Source organism: Burkholderia sp. Tr-20355 (assembly GCF_017104685.1).
In the GTDB taxonomy this organism is placed as follows: domain Bacteria; phylum Pseudomonadota; class Gammaproteobacteria; order Burkholderiales; family Burkholderiaceae; genus Burkholderia; species Burkholderia seminalis.
In genome coordinates, this window is record NZ_JAAGPK010000148.1 from 1 (window position 1) to 20451 (window position 20451).

20 protein-coding genes are annotated in these 20451 nt (G+C 69.5%); 13 read left to right on the top strand and 7 right to left on the bottom strand.

The features are described from left to right. The coding region (locus tag G3N62_RS27420; protein ID WP_206141351.1) for a LysR family transcriptional regulator at nucleotides 1-225 on the bottom strand (225 nt) is incomplete at its 3' end. A 98-nt stretch (nucleotides 226-323) separates the two neighbouring features. On the opposite strand from G3N62_RS27420, the gene G3N62_RS27425 reads away from it, so the two are divergent. Then, nucleotides 324-1304, top strand: coding sequence for an NAD-dependent epimerase/dehydratase family protein (locus G3N62_RS27425; RefSeq protein ID WP_124670311.1), 981 nt, complete (start codon nucleotides 324-326; stop codon nucleotides 1302-1304). 348 nt (nucleotides 1305-1652) lie between these two features. Here the strand turns inward: G3N62_RS27425 and G3N62_RS27430 are convergent, their stop codons facing one another. The 5 genes from G3N62_RS27430 to G3N62_RS27450 form a co-directional block, all read right to left on the bottom strand. Beyond that, nucleotides 1653-2354: a DUF2848 domain-containing protein gene (locus G3N62_RS27430; protein ID WP_034189531.1), complete on the bottom strand. Its 702-nt coding sequence runs from the start codon at nucleotides 2352-2354 to the stop codon at nucleotides 1653-1655. Nucleotides 2355-2400: 46 nt separating this feature from the next. Then, a complete protein-coding gene (locus tag G3N62_RS27435; RefSeq protein ID WP_049033354.1) occupies nucleotides 2401-3708 on the bottom strand; it encodes an MFS transporter in 1308 nt (435 codons plus the stop codon). A gap of 83 nt (nucleotides 3709-3791) precedes the next feature. Next, a complete protein-coding gene (locus G3N62_RS27440; protein ID WP_124670312.1) occupies nucleotides 3792-4481 on the bottom strand; it encodes a DUF4286 family protein in 690 nt (229 codons plus the stop codon). A 99-nt stretch (nucleotides 4482-4580) separates the two neighbouring features. Continuing rightward, nucleotides 4581-5624 (bottom strand): LysR family transcriptional regulator, encoded by a 1044-nt coding sequence (locus G3N62_RS27445; protein WP_124670313.1) that lies wholly within the window; start codon nucleotides 5622-5624, stop codon nucleotides 4581-4583. Between the two features lie 171 nt (nucleotides 5625-5795). Continuing rightward, nucleotides 5796-6587: an SDR family oxidoreductase gene (locus G3N62_RS27450; RefSeq protein WP_049033357.1), complete on the bottom strand. Its 792-nt coding sequence runs from the start codon at nucleotides 6585-6587 to the stop codon at nucleotides 5796-5798. 401 nt (nucleotides 6588-6988) lie between these two features. On the opposite strand from G3N62_RS27450, the gene G3N62_RS27455 reads away from it, so the two are divergent. From G3N62_RS27455 to G3N62_RS27510, 12 genes are all read left to right on the top strand, one after another. Further along, nucleotides 6989-7870, top strand: coding sequence for a neutral zinc metallopeptidase (locus G3N62_RS27455; RefSeq protein ID WP_034189460.1), 882 nt, complete (start codon nucleotides 6989-6991; stop codon nucleotides 7868-7870). Between the two features lie 161 nt (nucleotides 7871-8031). Beyond that, nucleotides 8032-8760, top strand: a complete 729-nt coding sequence (locus G3N62_RS27460) for a LuxR family transcriptional regulator (protein ID WP_124670314.1) — start codon at nucleotides 8032-8034, stop codon at nucleotides 8758-8760. Nucleotides 8761-8839: 79 nt separating this feature from the next. After that, on the top strand, nucleotides 8840-9037 hold the full coding sequence (locus tag G3N62_RS27465; RefSeq protein WP_034189462.1) for a hypothetical protein: 198 nt from the start codon (nucleotides 8840-8842) through the stop codon (nucleotides 9035-9037). Between the two features lie 179 nt (nucleotides 9038-9216). Continuing rightward, nucleotides 9217-10719 (top strand): aldehyde dehydrogenase family protein, encoded by a 1503-nt coding sequence (locus tag G3N62_RS27470; protein ID WP_034189463.1) that lies wholly within the window; start codon nucleotides 9217-9219, stop codon nucleotides 10717-10719. Between the two features lie 63 nt (nucleotides 10720-10782). Continuing rightward, nucleotides 10783-12123, top strand: coding sequence for an aspartate aminotransferase family protein (locus G3N62_RS27475; RefSeq protein ID WP_034189464.1), 1341 nt, complete (start codon nucleotides 10783-10785; stop codon nucleotides 12121-12123). Between the two features lie 239 nt (nucleotides 12124-12362). Continuing rightward, nucleotides 12363-13865, top strand: a complete 1503-nt coding sequence (locus G3N62_RS27480) for an APC family permease (RefSeq protein WP_034189465.1) — start codon at nucleotides 12363-12365, stop codon at nucleotides 13863-13865. Beyond that, nucleotides 13862-14449 carry a DUF3156 family protein gene (locus tag G3N62_RS27485; protein ID WP_124670315.1) on the top strand — a complete coding sequence of 196 codons (588 nt, stop codon included), beginning with the start codon at nucleotides 13862-13864 and terminating at the stop codon, nucleotides 14447-14449. Before G3N62_RS27480 ends, G3N62_RS27485 begins: the two co-directional genes overlap by 4 nt. Nucleotides 14450-14519: 70 nt before the next feature. Further along, nucleotides 14520-15458: a helix-turn-helix domain-containing protein gene (locus tag G3N62_RS27490; protein ID WP_034189533.1), complete on the top strand. Its 939-nt coding sequence runs from the start codon at nucleotides 14520-14522 to the stop codon at nucleotides 15456-15458. A 166-nt stretch (nucleotides 15459-15624) separates the two neighbouring features. Beyond that, nucleotides 15625-16833, top strand: coding sequence for a porin (locus G3N62_RS27495; RefSeq protein ID WP_034189467.1), 1209 nt, complete (start codon nucleotides 15625-15627; stop codon nucleotides 16831-16833). A gap of 195 nt (nucleotides 16834-17028) precedes the next feature. Further along, complete coding sequence (locus G3N62_RS27500; RefSeq protein ID WP_124670316.1) at nucleotides 17029-18267, top strand: ABC transporter substrate-binding protein; 1239 nt, start codon at nucleotides 17029-17031, stop codon at nucleotides 18265-18267. 34 nt (nucleotides 18268-18301) lie between these two features. Further along, nucleotides 18302-19171, top strand: a complete 870-nt coding sequence (locus G3N62_RS27505; RefSeq protein ID WP_034189469.1) for a sugar ABC transporter permease — start codon at nucleotides 18302-18304, stop codon at nucleotides 19169-19171. Continuing rightward, a complete protein-coding gene (locus tag G3N62_RS27510; RefSeq protein ID WP_124670317.1) occupies nucleotides 19141-20028 on the top strand; it encodes a carbohydrate ABC transporter permease in 888 nt (295 codons plus the stop codon). Before G3N62_RS27505 ends, G3N62_RS27510 begins: the two co-directional genes overlap by 31 nt. A gap of 32 nt (nucleotides 20029-20060) precedes the next feature. On the opposite strand, the gene G3N62_RS27515 is transcribed toward G3N62_RS27510, so the two are convergent. Beyond that, a partial coding sequence (locus G3N62_RS27515; protein ID WP_206141352.1) for a substrate-binding domain-containing protein occupies nucleotides 20061-20451 on the bottom strand: 391 nt, incomplete at its 5' end.

Consider the following 20451-nt stretch of genomic DNA (forward strand, 5'->3'; position numbering starts at 1 on the left):
CAGCGCTTCGGCGTGGCCGCGCAGCGCAAGCGCCGCCTCGGTCGGCAGCAGGCCCGACGGCGAGCGCGTGAAAAGCGTCTGGCCGAACGCGGCTTCGAGCGCCGCGACGTGGCGGCCGGCCGTCGGCTGCGTGATGCCGAGCGCGCGCGCCGCGCCGGAAAGCGAGCCCTCCGTCAGCACGGCGAGAAAGGTCCGGTAGCGTTCCCAGTTCAGATCGATGGTCATGCATAAATGTATAGCTGATCTTCGAGGTTAGGCAATTTATTGTTAGTCGCCGGCACGCCAGAATGCGTCTCACGATGGTTCATTCAAGGAGAGCGGCGATGACGACGGATACAGGCATGGCGCACCGGCAGGTACTGGTGCTCGGTGCGAGCGGCGGGATTGGCGGGGAAGTCGCGCGGCAGTTGCGCGATGCGGGCTGGCAGGTGCGTGCGCTCAAGCGCGGGCTCGATGCCGAGGTCGTGGAGCGCGACGGCATCGTGTGGATGCGCGGCGATGCGCTGGATCGCGACGCGGTGGTCCGTGCCGCACGCGGCTGCAGCGTGATCGTGCATGCGGTGAATCCGCCCGGATACCGGAACTGGCCGACCCAGGTGCTGCCGATGATCGACAACACGATCGCGGCGGCGACGGGGGCGCAGGCGACCATCGTGCTGCCCGGGACCGTCTACAACTATGGCGCGGATGCGTTCCCGCTGCTGCGGGAGGATGCGCCGCAGCATCCGGCGACCCGCAAGGGCGCGATCCGCGTCGAGATGGAGCGGCGGCTGCAGGACGCGACCGCGCGGGGCGTGCGCACGATCATCGTGCGGGCAGGCGATTTCTTCGGGGCGAGCGCCCGCAACAGCTGGTTCTCGCAGGGGTTGATCAAGCCCGGACGGCCCGTCGCGACCGTCAACGTACCGGGGCGGCCGGGCGTCGGCCATCAGTGGTCGTACCTGCCGGACGCCGCCCGCGCGATGGTCGAACTGATCGAACGGCGCGACGCGCTGGAGCCGTTCGCGCGTTTTCATCTGGGCGGGCACTGGGATGCGGACGGCACGCAGATGGCGCAGGCCGTGCAGCGCGTCGCGCAACGGCACGGGGCGCGGCCGGTGGTGCGGCGCTTTCCGTGGTGGCTCGTGTGGGCGGCGGCGCCGTTCGTCACGACGCTGCGCGAGATGCTGGAGATGCGTTACCTGTGGCGCGAGCCGCTGCGGATGGACAACGCACGCGTCACCGCGGTGCTCGGCCGCGAGCCGGTGACGCCGCTCGATACGGCGGTGGAGGCGACGCTGGCGGGGCTGGGGTGTCTCAAGTGAGCCTGGGCCCTTGCGACGGGCTTCGCCCGGGCACGGGAAAGCGCCGTCGCGCATTGAAGCACCCGCGGGACAACAATTCTCCACATACCCGCGCACGTCCGATGCGCATCATGTCGGTGATACCGATCATGCGAAAACGGGGGCGCGATGTGGCAATTCGGATGGAAAGCGTCGGTTGCGGGAGCAATCGTGTTCACATTGAGCGGGTGTACCAACCTGGCAGGTGTGCTGTACTGCGACAACTCGCAGTTCAACTTCCCGGACTACCGCTGCTTTGAATCGTACAGGTAGGAGCGGGCGCGCCGGCCGAGCGCCGCCGCGCGCGTCCCGTGCGGTTTTCCGCTGCCGTTACGCCACGACCGGCAACACCTCGACCGCATACCGGTGCCGCAGGCTGCGCCCGAGCACCGGATCGTGCAGTTCCATCTCGAACGCATCGCCGTCGCCCATCGCCGCGATCGCGCCATGCACGGCGACCGTCCCGCCATACATCGCGCAGCGCGCGGGCATCGTGCGGCGGTCGTCGAAACGCCGCCACAGCACGTCCGGCGCGAGCAGGCCGCTCACCGCGCCGTGCTGGTACGCGACCCGTTCGCCATCGCGCGCAATCAGCCACGCACGCATCTCGATCGCGTCCCAGTGACCGGCGACGTCCGCATACCGCCATGCATCGCGGCCGAGCGGTTTCGCGCATACCTGCTTCGACACCGCGACGCCGTACGCCTCGACCTCGCGATCCGTGTGATCGGACCCGACCGTCACGAGCGTGCCGGCCGGGCTGTCGACGAGCACGCACTCGATCTCGCCGCCCGAGCGTGTACCGAGCACGCCGATCGACGGCGCCTGCGTGAGCAGCGCGGACGATACGCGATAGAAGCACGGCGTGGTCGACGGCGGCGCGACGCCGAGCGCCGCGAGTTCGTCGATATGCGCCTGGATCGCGGCCGGGTCGCGGCCGGCCCAGCCGGCAATCACGACGCGCTCGATGTCGACGTCGACGGCGGCCGGTGCATCTTGCAGGGAAATCACGTTGAACGACAGGGCTTGCATGCGGATATCCATTTGAAGTGCGAAGCAATGAATCGGCTGGCGGCGCTCAATCCTCGAGAGCCCGGTGTGCGGTCTCGCGCGCGGCGAGCAGCGCGATCGACGTGACGACGAGCGCGGCGGTGACGTACAGCGACACGGCCGTCGTCGTGCCCGTCTGCCGAAACAGCGTGGCGATCACGAGCGGCGCGAAGCCGCCGCCGACGATGCCCGCGAGCGTGTAGGCGAGCGACGAGCCCGCATAGCGCACGCGGGTGGGGAACTGTTCGGTCACGAACGCGCCCTGCGGGCCATACATCACCGCATGGATCACGAGACCGACCGCAACCGCCGCGACGATCGCGCCGGGGCGCGCCGAATCGAGCATCGCGAAGAACACGAACGCCCACACGATGCCGGCCAGCGCGCCGGCGAGATAAACGGGCCGGCGGCCGAAGCGGTCCGACAGCGCGCCGAAGAACGGCACCGCGAGTGCGTTGCACGCGGTGCCGATCATCACGGCCGTCAGCGCGACGGGGCGCGACAGGTGCAGCACGGTCGTCACGTAGGTCAGCGTGAACACGACGATCAGCGCATACAGCACGTCCGAGCCGATCCGCGAGCCGCCCGCGATCAGCAGACGCTTCCAGTGATACTTCAGCACGTCGGCGACGGGCACGTCGGCGGTCGCGTGCGATTCGGCGAGTTGCTCGAACTGCGGCGTTTCGTCGACGCCGCGTCGCAGCCAGAAACCGAACACGACGAGCAGCGCGCTGGCCGCGAACGGCACGCGCCAGCCCCACGACAGGAAGGCGTCGGACGTGGTCGACAGCGTCACGAGCGCGATGCAGCCGGTGCCGAGCAGCGTGCCGAACGACGGGCCGATCTGCGTCCACGACGCGGACAGCCCGCGCCGCTTCTGGTCGCCATGCTCGACCGACAGCAGCACCGCGCCGGCCCATTCGCCGCCGAGCGCGACGCCCTGCACGAAACGCAGCGCGACGAGCAGGACCGGGCTCAGGATACCGGCCTGCGCGTAGGTCGGCAGCGCACCCATCAGCGCGGTCGTCACGCCCATCAGCACGAGCGTGAGCATCAGCACCGCGCGGCGGCCGATGCGGTCGCCGAGGTTGCCGAACACGAAACCGCCGAGCGGGCGCGACACGTAGCCGACCGCATAGGTCGAGAACGCGAGGATCGTGCCGGCCAGCGGATCGACCGACGGGAAGAACAGGTGATTGAAAACGAGCGCGGCGAGCGTGTTGTAGATCGTGAAGTCGTACCACTCGAGCGACGTACCGATCATGCTCGCGGTCGCGAGTCGGCGGGTGCGGACGCGGCGGGGCGCGTGGGCGGCGGGCTGGGCGAGAGTGCTCATGGTATCGGGTGGGTCGTGACGGATGACGGGAGAGGGACCGGCGTGCGGACCGCGTGCGGTGCGGCGAGCGCCGGTGTCGGCGTTCAGGCAGGCAATGCGGCCGCGGCGGCCGGTTCGGCTTCGGCGTCACGGTGCGCAACCCGCGGCGGCGCGGCGGCGCGCCACAGCAGGTCGAACGTGCGGACGTCGTCGTGCCCGGCGAGCGCGGCGGCCACGCGGCGCGTGACGGCTGCGTCGCTGCCTTCGACCAGTACGAGTGCATCGGCGGCCGGGCGGGCGGCCGCATCCGCGCCGATCGGCGCGGACAGGTCGGGCGCGGTGCGGAAGAGTCGTGCGGCGTGGATGCCCGGTTCGTGCAGCGCGTCGTCGAAGCGCGCGCGCAGTGGCGGCACGTCGATGTGCTGCGGCGGCAGCATGAACAGCGCGAGATGCGCGCCTTCGCCGTCGCCGGCCTCGATCGTCAGCTCGCCGACGCGCCGCTGCGTGCCCGTCATGCGTTCGAAGTTCGCGAGCGACCAGGCGGTCTGCTGCGTGAACGCGCGGCGGTACGCGTCGCCGCGGAACACGTCGAGCGCCTCCGTCACGTACAGCGCGAGGTACTTGCGCGGGCCGCCGTCGGTCGCGCGAAAGCGCCGTGCATGCGTGAAGCCGGGAATCGCGACACGTTCCTGCATGTGCTCGCGGTCGTACCACGCGTTGAAGTCGGCTTCGTGCGCGGGGTCGATATCCGTCCAGACGCAAAGCTGGCCGTGCGGGAGGGAAAGGCGGGTCATCGCGGGGTTCCTTGTGACGGGGGTGTCAGGAACCGCAGTGTCCCGAAGACGGGCCGCGCCCGTCCAACAAGAAAACAAATTCGCGGTGAACAGGTTTTCTTATGAGCGGCGCGGGCGGCGTGTCGCGGCGGGGGACGCCGGTGCGGCTCGCGTCGTGCGTTTCGTTTTTGTCGGCGTTGCTGTTGTCGTCCGGCTTGCCTTGCGTGCCGCCGCCGTGTCGATGCGATCGGGCGCGGCCGGGGCGGCAGGCTTTGCGAAGCTCGTAGCCGGGGCCGTTGCACGCGCGACTTCGCTCGCGAGTTCGGCGATGCGCGCGGCCACCGGCAGCCCCTGGCTGCGGTACGTCGCGACGAGCGGCAGCGCGGGGAATTCCGGTTCGACGTCGAGCAGTTCGAGCGCGCCTTCCTGCAGCTCGCGCCCGATGATCGCGGGCGGCAGCGCGGCGACGCCGAAGCCGTCGGCGACGAGGCGGATCATCGCGGCGACCGACGTGATGCAGTTGATGCTGGCCGGCCGCTCGACGGCCGCGAACAGGCGCTCGATCGTCGCATGCGGGCCCGAGTGGCGCGAGAAGCTGATGATCGGAAACCCGGCCAGGCGCGCGACGTCGAGCGGCTGGCCGCCGAGCCCGAGGCGCGGGCTCGCGGCCCAGCGTACGGGGAACTCGCACAGCGGCAGGTTCGTGAAGTCGGGGCCCGGCACCGGGTCGGTCTGAAGGATCAGGTCGACGCCGTCGGTGCTGAGCAGACGGGTCAGGTGCAGCGTCGTGTCGCTCGTGATCTCGACGTCGAGGCGCGGATAGCGCTGGCGCAGTTGCGCCATCAGCGCCGGGAACCAGCTGTGCACGATCGATTCGATCACGCCGATCCGGATCAGGCCCGCGTCGCTCGCCGCATCGATGTCACGGCGCATTTCGCCGTCGAGCCGCACGATCCGCTCCGCATAGGCCAGCATGCGCCGCCCCGCGGGCGTGAGCGTGGCCGAGCGCGTGTTGCGGTCGAACAGGCGCACGTCGAACGCCTCCTCGAGCGATGCGATGCGGCTCGACACGGCGGCCTGCGTCGTGTGCAGCTTTTCGGCCGTGAGCCGGAAATTTTCCAGCTTCGCGAGCCAGACGAAGGTTTCAAGAAACCGGATGTTCATCGATGTCCGAACGCAGAGGCCGGCCGGGAGCGGCGGCGGGATCGGTCGATGGTAGCGGATTTCCGGGGTGGGAAACGCGCGGGCGCCACGTGTGTCGTCGCGGGTACGGGCGGCCGGCGGCCGACTCGCCGGCCGCCACCCGGCGTCACGCGGGCGGCGTGCCGGCTTGCATCAAAGCCGGTCGAACGCGAGCGTCGGCACGTCGACGGCCATCGCGCCGCCGTCGGCGACGAGCGTCGCGCCGGTGACGAACGACGCATCCGGCGACGCGAGGAACGCGCAGATGGCCGCGATTTCGTCCGGATCGGCCGCCCGCCGCAGCGGCACGTCGGCGCTGACGCGGGCGTACGCGCCGTCGAGCGAATCGCCGTGCGCGGCCATCAGCGGCTCCATTTCCGCGTCGGCCATCGGCGTGCGGACCCAGCCCGGGCAGACGGCGTTCGCGCGCACGCCTTGCGGGCCATAGTCGCGCGCGAGCGAGCGCGCGAGCCCGAGCAGCGCATGCTTGCCGACCGTGTAGCCGCATACGCCGGGCCCGGCCGCGAGCGCCGCGATCGACGCGACCAGCACGATGCTGCCGCGCTGCGCGATCAGGTCGGGGAGGCACGCGCGTGCACTGACGAATGCGGTGTCCAGGTTCGCGTGCATCGCGTCGCGCCACCGCGCATCGTCGGTTTCGTCCGCGCGGCCGGTGCCGTGGCCGCCCGCGCATGCGACGAGCGCGTCGACGTGACCGAAGCGTTCGGCGATCCGCGGCAGGAAGCCGGCCCAGTCGGCCGTGCTCGCGGCGTCGCCCGCGAGCGCGAGACCGCCCGTTTCGGCGGCCAGCGCGTCGAGCGGCGCCTGACGGCGCCCGATCAGCACGACGCGGTCGCCGCGGCTGGCGAAGCGGCGCGCGCACGCGGCGCCGATGCCGGTGCCCGCGCCGGTGATCGCGATCGTGCGGGAGGGCGGGTGCGTCATGTCGTTCTCCGGAAAGGTGTCGTGAGCGGCCACTTTAGGCGGCGCCGGCACGCGGCGGTATCCGCCGAAAGGATGAATGAAGGCCGTCCGGACGGCCGGTTCGGTCCTGCCCATTTTGCAAAGGCTGACGATGTCCGGCGCCGAATCGCTCTATCCTCCACATTTTTGGGATAAGTCGCGAAAGCCCGGCAAAATAGCGCGGGCGTACGCGCGCATCGACGCGCGGCGCGTCGGCCGGCCGATTCCGTCGTGCGAGCGGCGCGGCGGGCCGGCAGGAACGGCGCGAGCGTGCATCCGCTGCGCGGGTATCGCGTCCGCCGCTGGATCGAGTCGTCGCGACGTATCGCCCGGTTGCGCGCTGGCGCGGCCGGACCATCGACAAGGACAGGGAGGGGCCGGCAATGAGGCTGGACGACGAAAGAGAAAGCATGAACGTCGAGGATCGCCGCGGCGCCGGCGGTTTCGGCGGCGGGCGCGGTGCGACGATCGGCATCGGCACGATCGTGGTCGCGCTGGCCGCGTCGTATTTCTTCGGGATCGACCCGCGCGTGGTGCTCGAGGGCGCGTCGGCGCTGCAGGGCCGCCAGCAGCAGGCGCAACCCGCGCCGGAGCAACGCCAGGGCGCGCCGGCCGCCGATCCGGGCGCGGTGTTCACGCGCAAGGTGCTCGCCAACATCGAGGACACGTGGACGGGCGTCTTCTCGACCCAGCTGCACGCGCAGTATCAGGCGCCGAAGCTCGTGATGTTCACGAACTCGACGCCGACCGCCTGCGGCACGGGCCAGACGGCAATGGGGCCGTTCTATTGCCCGGCCGACCGCAAGGTGTATATCGACCTCGGCTTCTACGACGAACTGCGCAAGCGTTTCGGCGCGGGCGGCGATTTCGCGCAGGCCTACGTGATCGCGCACGAAGTCGGCCATCACGTGCAGAACCTGCTCGGCATTTCCGACAAGGTCGATGCGGCGCGCCGCCGGTCGAGCCAGGCGCGCTCGAACGCGCTGTCGGTGCGGATGGAGCTGCAGGCCGACTGCTTCGCCGGCGTGTGGGCGAACAATGCGCAGCGCGCCAACCAGCGGCTGATGGAGCCCGGCGATTTCGAGCAGGGGCTGAAGGCGGCCGCCGCGATCGGCGACGATCGCCTGCAGCAGCAGGGGCAAGGCTACGTCGTGCCGGAAAGCTTCACGCACGGCACCAGCGAACAGCGCGTGTACTGGCTACGGCGCGGGATGGAATCGGGCGAGGTGAGCGCCTGCGACACGTTCTCCGCGAACGCGCGCTGAATGATGGCGCGCGCATCGTCGCGCGCGTATCGTCCCTGCCGGACCGGCCACCGTGGCCGGACCGGGACGATTTGCCGATTTGTGCTCACCGGCGCTTTTCGGCGCCGGTAGGCTGGCCCGGACTTCGCTATTCGATCCGTTCGCCCGCCGCCGATTCCACCATGCCGACCCCATCCGTTCCCGTCGATCACGCCGCCGCCGACTGGCCGCGCGCGCTGCGCGCGTGCGTGGAGGTGTTCGACGCGTTCGCGAGCCCGTCCGCGATCGTGTTCTACCGGCTCGACCAGAGCGGCGAACCGGCCGATTTCGAGCTGTTCGGGATGCCGGAATCGATGCATCGCACCTATGTCGCCCGCTACCGGATGCTCGATCCGCTGCATCCGTCGCGCTGCGCGGCCGGTGAGCGCGCGGTCGTGACGCTCGCCTCCCAATTGCCTGACGAAAGACGCGAGGCGTCCGCGTACTGGACCCGTTTCCTGCGGCGCCACGACGTGGCCGACGTCGTCGAGATCTGGCTGCGCGACGCGGGCCGCACGATCGGCGCGTTTTCGCTGTTGCGTTTCGGGACCGGGGACGCGTCCGGCCACAGCACGGCAGGGCGGTTCGCGCCCGGCGAAATCGACGCGCTCGCGCGGCTGCAGCCGATGGCCGAAGCCGCGCTGGGCCCGCTGCTGCGCGCGCGGCGGGGGATCCACCGGATCGGCTGCGAGGAGCGGCTCACCTATCGCGAGGAACAGATCGCGCGTCTCGTGCGGGACGGGCGCTCGAACAAGGAGATCGCGCGCGATCTAGCGCTCGGGCAACCGACGATCAAGACCCACCTGATGCGCATGTATCGCAAGCTCGGCGTGTCGAACCGTACCGAACTGGTCGGGGCGCTGTTTCTGTAGTCGTCCTGCAAGCGGGGCCCCGACGTCGTGCAGTACCATGCACGATCGTCGTTTCGATAACAATCAAAGGGCCGGGAAAATGGATGTCGCACTCACTGCCGCTTCGCTGGTGGTCGTCGCCTTGAGCATTGCGCTGCCGATCTTCATCGTCAGAACCGTGCGAAGCGGGACGTACGATTCGCTGTATTTTCTGATCCCGCTGGCACTCGGGGTGTACTGGCTGGACTACCAGGCATACGACTTCCTCGCGTCGATGTCGCAGGGTTTCAAGAACTAGCCTGTCGGTCGGTTCCTCCGTCACGCCCCGCCATCCGACCCGCGGGGTTCGAACCCGCCGCCTTCCGTCACGCGCTGCCAATTTGCGCTCACCGGGCGCGATCCCTCGTCGATACAGTGGTCCGACGCCCGCGTGCCTCACCGGCACGCGGTCCAGCCACGACAATCATCGAGACGCCCATGAGCAACACGAACTTCGTCGCCGTCAGCGACACCGTGCGCACTTTCGTCGCGCGCGATTTCGGCCTCTTCATCGACGGCGACATGCAGCCCGCGCAATCGGCTGCGCGGCTCGACGTGTACGACCCCGCGACGGGCGAGCGGCTCGCGACGGTCGCGGACGCCGACGCTCGCGACGTCGACCGCGCGGTCGCCAGCGCGAAGCGCGCGTTCGACACGCGCGTATGGAGCGGGCTGCGCCCGGCCGACCGCGAACGCATCCTGCTGAAACTCGCCGACCTGATCGAAGGCGACGCCGAGACGCTCGCCCAGCTGGAAACGCTGAACCAGGGCAAGTCGATCCACGTGTCGCGCGCGATCGAGGTCGGCGCGAGCGTCGAATACGTGCGCTACATGGCAGGCTGGGCGACCAAGATCACCGGCCAGACGCTCGACGTGTCGATCCCGTTCCCGCCCGGCGCGCGCTATACGGCCTACACGCGCAAGGAGCCCGTCGGCGTGGTCGCCGCGATCGTGCCGTGGAATTTCCCGTTGATGATCGCCGTGTGGAAGCTGATTCCCGCGCTCGCGGCCGGCTGCACGATCGTGCTGAAGCCGTCGCCGGAAACGCCGCTTACCGCGCTGCGCCTCGCCGAACTCGCCCGCGAGGCCGGCGTGCCGCCCGGCGTGTTCAACGTCGTCACGGGCGGCCGCGTCTGCGGCTCGGCGCTCGCGAGCCACCCATCGATCGCGAAGATCTCGTTCACGGGCTCGACCGCGACCGGCAAGCTGGTCGGCGCGGCGGCCGTGCAGAACATGACGCGTTTCTCGCTCGAGCTCGGCGGCAAGAACCCGATCGTGATGCTCGACGACGTCGACGTCGCGCAGGCGCTCGACGGGGTCGCCGCCGGCGCGTTCTTCAACCAGGGGCAGGTGTGCGCGGCCGCGTCGCGCCTCTATGTGCACCGCAGCAAGTTCGCGCAGCTCGCCGACGGCCTCGCCGGCGTCGCGCAGTCGATGAAGCTCGGCGCGGGCCTCGACACGACCGCGCAGATCAATCCGCTCGTGTCCGCGCATCATCGCGACAAGGTCGTCCAGCACATCGAAGGCGCGCGCCGCGCGGGCCTCACGTTCCTCGCGGGCGGCACGCCGGCCGACGACCTGCCCGGCTACTACGTGAAGCCGGCCGTGATCGCCGATCCGCATCCGGACAGCGCGATCGTGCGCGACGAGGTGTTCGGCCCCGTGATCGTCGTGGTGCCGTTCGACGACGCGGCCGACGCCGTGCGTCTCGCGAACGCGTCGCCGTACGGCCTTGCCGCGAGCGTCTGGAGCAACGACCTGAAGCGCGTGATGAACCTCGTGCCGCAGATCGAGGCCGGCACCGTCTGGGTGAACTGCCATATCCCGCTCGATCCGTCGATGCCGTTCGGCGGCTACAAGCAATCGGGCATCGGCCGCGAATTCGGCCAGTACGCGATCGAAGGCTTCACCGAAACCAAATCCGTCTGCATCGCGCACTGACGCGCGGCGCGGCCCCCGAATCCGAACGACCCAGGTTCAAACGATCCGACAGTGGAGATTGCAATGAGCTACAACGAAGCGAAATTCTGGCACCCGATGGTGCACCCGAACGAGATGAAGCAGCGCAAGCCGATCCGCATCGTGCGCGGCGACGGCTGCTACGTGTTCGACGAACAGGGCCGCAAGCTCGTCGACGGCGTCGCGGGCCTGTGGAACGTGAACGTCGGCCACAACCGCCAGGAGGTGAAGGACGCGATCGTGCGCCAGCTCGACGAGCTCGAATACTTCCAGCTGTTCGACGGCATTTCGCATCCGCGCGCGGAAGAACTGTCGAAGAAGGTGATCGACATGCTCGAACCCGAAGGGATGCGCCGCGTGCTGTACAGCTCGGGCGGCTCCGATTCGATCGAGACCGCGCTGAAGATCGCGCGCCAGTACTGGAAGGTGCGCGGCCAGGCCGACCGCACGAAGTTCATTTCGCTGAAGCAGGGCTATCACGGCACGCACTTCGGCGGCGCGTCGGTCAACGGCAACACGGTGTTCCGCCGCAACTACGAACCGAACCTGCCCGGCTGCTTCCACGTCGAGACGCCGTGGCTGTACCGCAACCCGTTCACGCAGGATCCCGAGGAACTCGGCCGGATCTGCGCGGAACTGCTCGAGCGCGAGATCCAGTTCCAGAGCCCCGACACGGTCGCCGCGTTCATTGCGGAGCCGATCCAGGGCGCGGGCGGCGTGATCGTGCCGCCGGCCAACTACTGGCCGCTCGTGCGCGAGGTGTGCGACCGCTACGGCGTGCTGCTGATCGCCGACGAGGTCGTGACGGGCTTCGGCCGCAGCGGCAGCCTGTTCGGCAGCCGCGGCTGGGGCGTGCGCCCGGACATCATGTGTCTCGCGAAGGGCATCTCGTCGGGCTACGTGCCGCTCGGCGCGACGGTCGTGAATGCGCGGATCGAGGAGGCATTCGCGGCGAATGCCGATTTCGGCGGCGCGATCATGCACGGCTACACGTATGCGGGCCACCCGGTCGCATGCGCGGCCGCGATCGCGAGCCTCGACATCGTCGTGAAGGAAGACCTGCCGGCGAATGCGGCGAAGCAGGGGGCGTATCTGCTCGAGGCGCTGAAGCCGTTCGCGGAGCGTTTCGCGGCGGTCGGCGAGGTGCGCGGCAAGGGGCTGATGCTCGCGCTCGACCTCGTCGCGAACAAGGACACGCGCGAGCCGATCGACCCGCTGTCAGGCTATGCGAACGCGGTCGCGGAAGTCGCCCGCGAGAACGGCGTGCTGGTGCGCCCGGTCGGCACCAAGATCATCCTGTCGCCGCCGCTCGTGATCCAGCGCGAGCAGCTCGACCGGATCGTCGACGCCCTCGCGGCGGGCTTCGAGGCCGTGCCGTTCGCGTGACGGCGTAGCCGCATGACGGCAAACCGGCGGCGGGACGCGCGAACGCCGCCGCGGGTTTGCCGATTTGCGCTATGACCTGGTTTTTTTGCCTGCGTATTTTTTCGACATCGGATCACGCCGTGATCGACAGGGGGCCGGGAACGAAGCGCTGAAGCGCCGCCCCGGGCCGATCGCAAGGCAAATTTGGCACCAGCCGCCGACGAAGCGCGGGTTCGGGCCAGCACTGGAAGGAGACGAAGATGTCGGGATGGTCAGGCGTTTCCGGCGCCGCGGGCGACACGTCCGCCGGCTCGCCGGCGCAAGCGGGCGGCGGCACCGCGCTGAAGGCCGGTGCGGTCGGTTTTCCGACCGCGCTGGCGAGCGCCGTCGGCCTCATCATGGCGAGCCCGGTGATCCTCACCGCGACGTCGGGCTTCGGGATGGGCGGCTGGGCGTTCGCGGTCGCGATGATCATCGCGTTCGTGATGATGCAGGCGCAGGCCACCACGTTCTCCGAAGCCGCCGCGATGCTGCCGACGGCCGGCTCGGTCTACGATTACCTGTCGTGCGGGCTCGGCCGCTTCTGGGCGATCACTGGTACGATTTCCGCGTATTTCCTCGTGCACGTGTTCGCCGGCACGGCCGAGACGATCCTGAGCGGCATCATGGCGCTGGTCAACTTCGAATCGCTGAACGCGGCGTTCGAGAAGCACAACAGCTCGTGGCTCGTCGGCGTCGGCCTCGTGGTCACGTTCGCGGTCACCAACATCGTCGGCATCAAGGTGTTCAGCAAGCTGGAGATCGTGCTGACGGCCGGCATGTGGCTGTCGCTGATGATCTTCGGGATCCTCGGTCTCGCGGCCGCGCCCGCCGTGCATCTCGACGGCTGGTTCGGCGGCTCGGAAGTCGGCACGTCGGTGCCGGCCGTGCTGTCGCTCGTCGGGATGGCGATGTTCATGTTCGTCGGCTGCGAGTTCGTCACGCCGCTCGCGCCGGAAATGAAGGCGCCGGGCAGGACGATTCCGCGCGCGATGGCGCTCGGCCTCGTCGGCGTCGCGATCTGCATGTTCCTGTACGGCGCGGCGATCCGCCGCCAGGTCGCGAACGTGCCGGTGAGCCCCGACGGTCTCACGCACCTGCTCGACACGCCGGGCGCGATTCCCGCGTTCGCGCTGCAGGTGCTCGGCCCGTTCGGCCGCGTGTGGTTCGGCATCGCGTTCCTGTGCGCGGGCGCCGCGACGATCAATACGCTGATGGCCGGGCTGCCGCGCATCCTGTACGGGATGGCGATCGACGGCGCGCTGCCGCGCTGCTTCGCATACCTGCATCCGCGCTTCAAGACGCCCGTGGTCGGCATCGTGGCGGCGGCGATCGTGCCGATCTTCCACGCGTGGCTGATCAACGGCAATCTCGACAGCATCCTGCACCTCGTGCTCGCCGCGACCTGCGCGTGGGGCACCGCGTACCTGCTGGTCACGGCATCGGTCGTGATGCTGCGCATCCGCCGCCCGGACCTGCCGCGCCCGTACCGGTCGCCGCTGTTCCCGCTGCCGCAGATCGTGTCGAGCGTCGGCATCGTGCTCGCGATCTGGTACATCACGCCGCCGGGCATGAACGCGCGCGACATCTACGTGCCGTTCGGCGCGATGCTCGGGCTCACCGCGCTGTACGCGCTGTTCTGGACGCTCGTCGTGCAGCGCCGGCATCCGTTCAGGCCGGTGCCGGTCGAGGAAGTGCTGCGCAACGAGCACGTCGCGTCGTGAGGGCCGCGCTCGCCCGCTGGCGCGCGGCGCCCGACGCGCCGCCGCCCGGTCATCGGCCCGGCGCGATCGCCGCGCGGGTGCTGGCCGACCTGCAGGCCGCGCGCGAGGCCGACGATATGGGCGGCGCCGCGGCGCGCCTGCCGAACGGCGTGCGCGTGAGTGTCGACGAGCGCGTCGAGCGGCAGTTCCTGATGCATACGGTCAGCGTGAAGGTGGCCGCGACCGTGCGCGGGCCGGCCGCGCAGGGTAGCGCCCGCGTGCGGCAGACCGGCTGGCTGCGCCGGACGGGGATCGACGGGGTACGCGACTCGGATTGCGACCCCGTATTCGCTGACACGCTGACCGCGCTGGTCGTCGAGCCGTCGCTGGTCGACGCGCTGCGGCCGCTGCACCTGACCGAGTGCACGATCGGCGCGCGCGACGGCCGCTGGACGCTCGCGATCGTGCCGTTCGGCGGCAGCGAGGTCGTGAACCGGATGCCGTCGTTTCGCCGCTACGTCCGGCTGACCGGCGAGCAGGCCGCCGCGCTGTCGGCGGCCTTGCTTGCGTTCGAAACCGCACTACGCAGGATTTTGCGAGGGTAAGCTGTGGCGCTGCGTGCCGTGCGAATCCGGCGGCCGCATCCAGGACCCAAGGGTTTTACCGGAGATGCCGATGCTGTTCCAGTCACGCTCACACGAAGACGTGCACGATCACGGGCTCGCGATCGCGGGCTGGCATCAGGTCTACCGCCAGATGACGCCCGGCCCCTTCAAGGGCACCGTCACGCAGGTGCTGTACGACGATTTCCACTTCTTTCGCGAAACCACCAACCGGCGCGTCGCGCAAACCGGGCTTGCGCCGGCCGGGCGCACGTCGCTCGCGGTGCCGTTGTCCGTCCCGCTCGCGGGCACCTTCCAGGGCCAGCCGGTCGACGGTTATGCGCTGCTCGCGCTGCGCGCCGGCGAGGATTTCGAATTCCACACGCCGGAAGGAATGGGGCTCGTCGGGATCAGCGCGGCGTCCGACATGGTCGACGAGCTGTGCGAGGCCGAATTCGGCGCGGCCGGCGCGCGCAAGCTGCGGCACGTGACGCGGCTGTCCGATGAACAGGGCGTTGCGCTCGGCGTGCGGCTGTCGGCGCTGATCGACGACGCGCAGCGCAACCCGGGCCACCTCGAGCACGCGGCCACGCGCAAGATGTTTCGCGACGCGATGCTCGGCATGTTCCTCGATGCCCTCGAGCAGGGTATCGGCGTCGAGCGCCGCGACATCACGCATGCTACCTACAGCGATATCGTGAGCCGTTGCGAGAAGCATCTGCGCGACCGGCCCGAGGAACCCGTCACCGTGCTCGAACTGTGCCGCGCGCTGCGCTGCAGCCGCCGGACGTTGCAGACGAGTTTTCAACGCGTGGCAGACGTCACGCCGGTCGGCTACCTGCGCACGATCCGGCTGAACGCGGTGCGCCGCATGCTGCGCACGACGTCGGCGCAGCAGCTCGGCGTCGGCGAGGCCGCCGCGAGCTGGGGATTCACGCATCTCGGCTATTTCGCGCGCGAGTATCGCGACCTGTTCGGCGAACTGCCTTCCCAGACGACGCGCCCCGAATGATGCGCGCTGCCCGCGACGGCGCCGCCGGGCAGCGTCGCGGGCAGTGCAATCCACCGTTTGCCGATTTGCGATAGAGGTCCTGAATTTTCGCTGGATAGAGTCCCGTCACCCATATCGACAACGCCATCGATTTGCACTGCGAATCGATGAACACAGAGGGCGGGACATGAAAATCGGACGACGACTGGCCGCAGCCGCGGCGACGCTGGGTTGCATGCACGCACACGCGCAGACCTCGGGAAGCGTGACGCTGTACGGCACCGTGGATACCGGCATCATCTACTCGACGAACCAGCAGTTCACGCGTGCGGACGGCAGCACGGGCGGCGGCCATGCGTGGCAGATGGGCGGCGGCAACCTCGTGCCGTCCCGCTTCGGTTTCCAGGGCGCCGAGCCGCTGGGCGGGGGGCTCGACGCGGTGTTCACGCTCGAGCAGCAGTTCCTGTCCGCGAACGGGCAGGCGCTGCAGGGCGGCACGGCGTTCAGCCGGCAGGCGTGGGTCGGGCTGCGCCAGGACGGCATCGGCACGCTCGGTCTCGGCCGCCAGTACGACTCGTACACCGACATGCTCGGCGCGTACGTGTCGAGCAACAACTGGGCGACGCCGTACGGCTCGCATCTCGGCGACGTCGACAACCTGAATGCCGCATTCAACTTCAACAACGCGGTGAAGTTCACCAGCGCCGATTTCCACGGGCTCACGTTCGGCGGCACGTTCAGCTTCGGCGGGCAGGCCGGCGACTTTTCCGCGAAGCGCGGTTATGCGGTGGCCGCGACGTACACGCGTGCGCCGGTGGCGTTCTCGGTCGGCTATCTCGACCTGCACCAGCCGCTCGACGCGGCGCTCGGCGGCGCGAGCGGCTATATCGGCGATTTCGCGTGCAGCAACGCGGGCGCGATGTACTGCCTGCTGCAGGATGCGGGCTCGATGCGCGCGTTCGGCGCGGGCGGCTCGGTCGCGCTCGGCGCGGCGACGGTCGCGCTGACGTACACGCATACGCGCCTCGGCGACAGCCGCTATTTCTCGACCGCCGCGCAGCCGCGCACGCAGGCGTTCACGTTCGACATCGGCGAGCTGAACGTCACGTACATGTTCACGCCGGCGCTGCAGGGCGGCGTCGCGTACATCTTCAACGCGGCCCATACCGACGGGCGCGGCACGACGCGCTTTCATCAGGTGAATGTCGGCACGAACTACAGCCTGTCGAAGCGCACCGCGCTGTACGCGGTCGCGATCGGCCAGATCGCCAGCGGCACGGGGCTCGGCACCGATGCGAACGGCAACGCGGTGAACTACGCGCAGATCCCGGTGCTCGCGAACAGCAACGCGAGCCGGCAACTGGCCGTGATGGCCGGGATCCGCGTGAACTTCTGACCGGGGCGCAGGCGCGGAGCGGCAGGCGGGGCGGGGCAGCCGGGCGTGGCGGCGGCCGTTCCCGCCGTGTGCCATAAATTCTTAACGATCGGCGTGAACAATGGCGTTCGCATCCGGCGGCCAGCCGCGTCACCCGCGTTGCACACGTGTGCAACGCCTGGCCGCTCCGCCACCACGCCGAACGAGAGAGACCTCATGACCTTGCTGAGCCGCCTGCGCGCGCTGTCCGCCGCCCTTGCGCTGTCCTTCGCCGCCACGCACGCCGCTGCGGCCGATCTCGTCATCGCGGGCCGCGACGACATTTACGGCAAGGGGCTGGCCGACGCCGTCGCCGGCTTCAACAAGCTGCATCCGGGCACCGAGATCGAGCTGCTCAAGCTGCCGAACGCGAACCTGTACCAGAAGCTCAAGCTGTCGATGCGCGAAGGCACCGGCACGTACGACCTCGTGATGATGGACGACACCTGGGCGCCCGAATTCATCGGCAACGGCTGGCTGAAGCCGCTGCCGGCGTCGCTCGCGGACGCCGATCTCGTGCCGTCCGCCGTCGCGCTCGGCCGCAACGCGGCCGGTGCGCTGTACGCGCTCCCGATCGTCGGCAACGTCGAGATGTTCGCGTACCGCAAGGACCTGCTCGCGAAATACAAGCTGCAGCCGCCGCGCAACTGGGACGACGTGCTGAAGATCGCGCAGACCGTCGGGGGCGCGGACAAGAGCGTGTCGGGCGTCGTGTTTCGCGGGGCCAAGGGCAACCCCGTCGTGACGGGCTTCCTGCCGATCCTGTGGGCGTACGGCGGCGACGTGTTCGACCAAGCCGGCAACGTGACGATCGATTCGCGCGAAGCGCAGGCCGCGCTGAAGACGTTCCTCGCGCTGAAGGCGTCCGCGCCGAAGGACGTCGACGTGTACGGCGCCGCGGAAGTGCGCGACGCGCTGCAGCGCGGGACGGCCGCGCAGTCGATCGAGGTGTGGCCGGCGTGGGTGCCGGCGCTCGACGATCCGAAGCAGTCGCGCGTGGTCGGGCAGATCGCACTGCAGCCGCCGCCCGGGCAGACCGCCGGCCCGGCGCCGATGCTCGGCATCTGGCAGATGGGCATTCCGAAGGACGCACCGCACGCGAAGCTCGCGCAGGACTTCCTCGCTTACTTGACCGCGCGCGATACGCAGACGCGCCTCGCCGGCATCGGCATTCCGCCGACCCGCCGCAGCGTGTTCAACGATCCGGCGCTGGTGCGCCAGTACCGCTGGTATCCCGATCAGCTGAAGGCGCTCGAAGCCGGCCGCGCACGGCCGCGCGTGAAGGACTGGCAGCAGGTCGAGAGCATTCTCGGCGACCAGCTGCAGCTCGCGCTGACCGGGCAGGCCGCCCCCGACGCCGCGCTGCGCCAGGCACAGCAGAAGATCGCGCAGGCGACGGCCGCGGCCGGCAAGTGACCGCCCGCGTCAATCCGGTGGCCGGAGGTCGCGCATGAAGTCCTTCGGCCGCAGCCTGCCGTTCGTCGCCCTGCTCGGGCCCGCGCTGCTGGTGCTCGCCGCGCTCGCGCTGTATCCGGTCGCGCAGGTGCTGATCGATTCGTTCTGCCAGGTCGACTACTCGGCCGGGCGCCGCGCGTTCACGGGGCTCGCGAACTACCGCGCGGTGCTCGGCGACGACGCGTTTGCGGCCGGCTTCGGCAACACGCTGCGCTTCACGATCGTCGCGTCGCTCGCCGAAGTCGCGCTGGGCTTCGGTCTCGCGCTGCTGTTCGTGCGGGCGTTTCCGGGCCGGCGCATCGCGCTGCCGCTCGCGATCCTGCCGATGATGCTGTCGACGCTCGTGTGCTCGGCGATCTGGCGCAACTGGCTGAACTTCGACGGCTTCCTGAACACGCTGCTCGCGGCGTTCGGCATCGAAGGCGTGCGCTGGCTGTCCGATCCGCATCTCGCGCTCTGGTCGCTCGCGCTCGTCGACGTCTGGCAGTGGACGCCGATGGCGTTCCTGATCGTGCTGGCCGGGCTGCAGTCGATTCCGCAGGAGCTGTACGAGGCCGCGCGCACCGACGGCGCGAGCGAGTGGCAGTGCCTGCGCGACATCACGCTGCCGCTCGCGGCGCCGCAGATCGGCCTCGCGCTGCTGCTGCGCTCGATCGATACGTTCAAGCTGTTCGACAAGGTCTATGCGCTGACGGGCGGCGGCCCCGGCAATGCGACGCAGACGTTGTCGACCTATATCTACGACACGGGCTTCCGCTTCTTCAACGTCGGCCCGGCCAGCGCCGCGTCGGTGCTGATGCTCGCGGCATCCGCGGTGCTGGTTTCGGGGTACGTATGGCAGACGGTTCGCAAGCGGCGCGCATGACGGCGCATCCCGCACGCGTCACGGGCCCACGCACGGGCGCCGCATTCGGTCGCGCGGTGCCGTGGGGTTTGCGCGTCGTCGCGCTCGCGCTGTTGCTGCTGCCCTGTCTGTGGATGGCCGGCGCGGCTTTCATGCCGACGCTCGAACGCCTCGATCATCCGCTGCGGATCTGGCCGGCCGCGCCGACCCTCGAGCATTTCGCGTCGGTGTGGTCCAACGGCATCGGTGCGCCGCTGCTCAATTCGCTGCTGGTCGGCTTCGGCACGACGCTGCTCGCGCTGGCGCTCGCGTTTCCGGCCGCGTATGCGCTCGTGCGGCTGCGGTTTCCGGCGCGGCTCGACCTGCTGTTCCTGGTGCTCGTGCTGGCGTTGAAGCTGATGCCGCCGATCACGATCGCGGTGCCGTTGTTCGCACTGGCGAAGCGGCTGCACCTGCTCGATTCGACGTTCGGCCTCATGCTCGCGTACCAGATCTATGCGTTGCCGATGGCGATCTGGATGCTGCTCGCGTTCGTTCGCGAAGTGCCGATCGAGTACGAAGAGGCAGCCTGCATCGACGGTGCGGGGCTCGCGCGGCGGCTCGTGCAGATCGTGCTGCCGTTGTGCGCGCCGGGGCTGATCGCGACCGCGATCTTCGTGTTCATCGCCGCATGGAACGAGTTTCTGATCGCATTGCTGTTCGTGTCGACGCCGAGCCGCTTCACGCTGCCGCTCGCGATTGCCGGCTACGTGACGGAGAACGGCATCGACTGGGGCGACTTGATGAGCGCGGGACTGATGGCGTCGCTGCCCACGCTGGCCGTGGCCGGCTATGTGCAGCGCTATCTGCTGCGCGGGTTTGCGGGCGGGCTGAAGTGACGCGCGGCCGCGCCGCGCCCGATGTCACGCCGTCACGCGCAGCTGTCCCGCACCACCTGCGCGACCGGCACGACGCGCGTGCGCGACGGGCCGTCGAACGTCTGCATGCGGTCGGCGAGCAGGTCGATCGCCGCGTGCGCGAGGCCGCGCGTGTCCTGCCGGAGCGTCGTCAGCCGATACGCGTCGTATTCGGCGGCGGGGATGTCGTCGAAGCCGATCACGCACAGGTCGTCCGGCACGCGCAAGCCGAATTCGCTGCGCGCGACGTCGATCACGCCGAGCGCGAGCAGGTCGGACGAGCAGAACACGCCGTCGGGCCGTTCGCTCGCGGCGAACAGTTGCCGCGCCGCGTCGATCCCGCTGGCATGGGTATCGGACGGCGTGTCGAGCACGCGTTCGGTGCGACGCTCGCCCGAACGCGTC

Coding starts and splice junctions, on each gene's coding strand:
- G3N62_RS27455 (WP_034189460.1), top strand. CDS start 6,989: ATGAGGCTGGACGACGAAAGAGAAAGCATGAACGTCGAGGATCGCCGC.
- G3N62_RS27450 (WP_049033357.1), bottom strand. CDS start 6,587: ATGACGCACCCGCCCTCCCGCACGATCGCGATCACCGGCGCGGGCACC.
- G3N62_RS27505 (WP_034189469.1), top strand. CDS start 18,302: ATGAAGTCCTTCGGCCGCAGCCTGCCGTTCGTCGCCCTGCTCGGGCCC.
- G3N62_RS27480 (WP_034189465.1), top strand. CDS start 12,363: ATGTCGGGATGGTCAGGCGTTTCCGGCGCCGCGGGCGACACGTCCGCC.
- G3N62_RS27430 (WP_034189531.1), bottom strand. CDS start 2,354: ATGCAAGCCCTGTCGTTCAACGTGATTTCCCTGCAAGATGCACCGGCC.
- G3N62_RS27475 (WP_034189464.1), top strand. CDS start 10,783: ATGAGCTACAACGAAGCGAAATTCTGGCACCCGATGGTGCACCCGAAC.
- G3N62_RS27490 (WP_034189533.1), top strand. CDS start 14,520: ATGCTGTTCCAGTCACGCTCACACGAAGACGTGCACGATCACGGGCTC.
- G3N62_RS27510 (WP_124670317.1), top strand. CDS start 19,141: ATGGCAGACGGTTCGCAAGCGGCGCGCATGACGGCGCATCCCGCACGC.
- G3N62_RS27460 (WP_124670314.1), top strand. CDS start 8,032: ATGCCGACCCCATCCGTTCCCGTCGATCACGCCGCCGCCGACTGGCCG.
- G3N62_RS27495 (WP_034189467.1), top strand. CDS start 15,625: ATGAAAATCGGACGACGACTGGCCGCAGCCGCGGCGACGCTGGGTTGC.
- G3N62_RS27500 (WP_124670316.1), top strand. CDS start 17,029: ATGACCTTGCTGAGCCGCCTGCGCGCGCTGTCCGCCGCCCTTGCGCTG.
- G3N62_RS27445 (WP_124670313.1), bottom strand. CDS start 5,624: ATGAACATCCGGTTTCTTGAAACCTTCGTCTGGCTCGCGAAGCTGGAA.
- G3N62_RS27440 (WP_124670312.1), bottom strand. CDS start 4,481: ATGACCCGCCTTTCCCTCCCGCACGGCCAGCTTTGCGTCTGGACGGAT.
- G3N62_RS27465 (WP_034189462.1), top strand. CDS start 8,840: ATGGATGTCGCACTCACTGCCGCTTCGCTGGTGGTCGTCGCCTTGAGC.
- G3N62_RS27435 (WP_049033354.1), bottom strand. CDS start 3,708: ATGAGCACTCTCGCCCAGCCCGCCGCCCACGCGCCCCGCCGCGTCCGC.
- G3N62_RS27470 (WP_034189463.1), top strand. CDS start 9,217: ATGAGCAACACGAACTTCGTCGCCGTCAGCGACACCGTGCGCACTTTC.
- G3N62_RS27425 (WP_124670311.1), top strand. CDS start 324: ATGACGACGGATACAGGCATGGCGCACCGGCAGGTACTGGTGCTCGGT.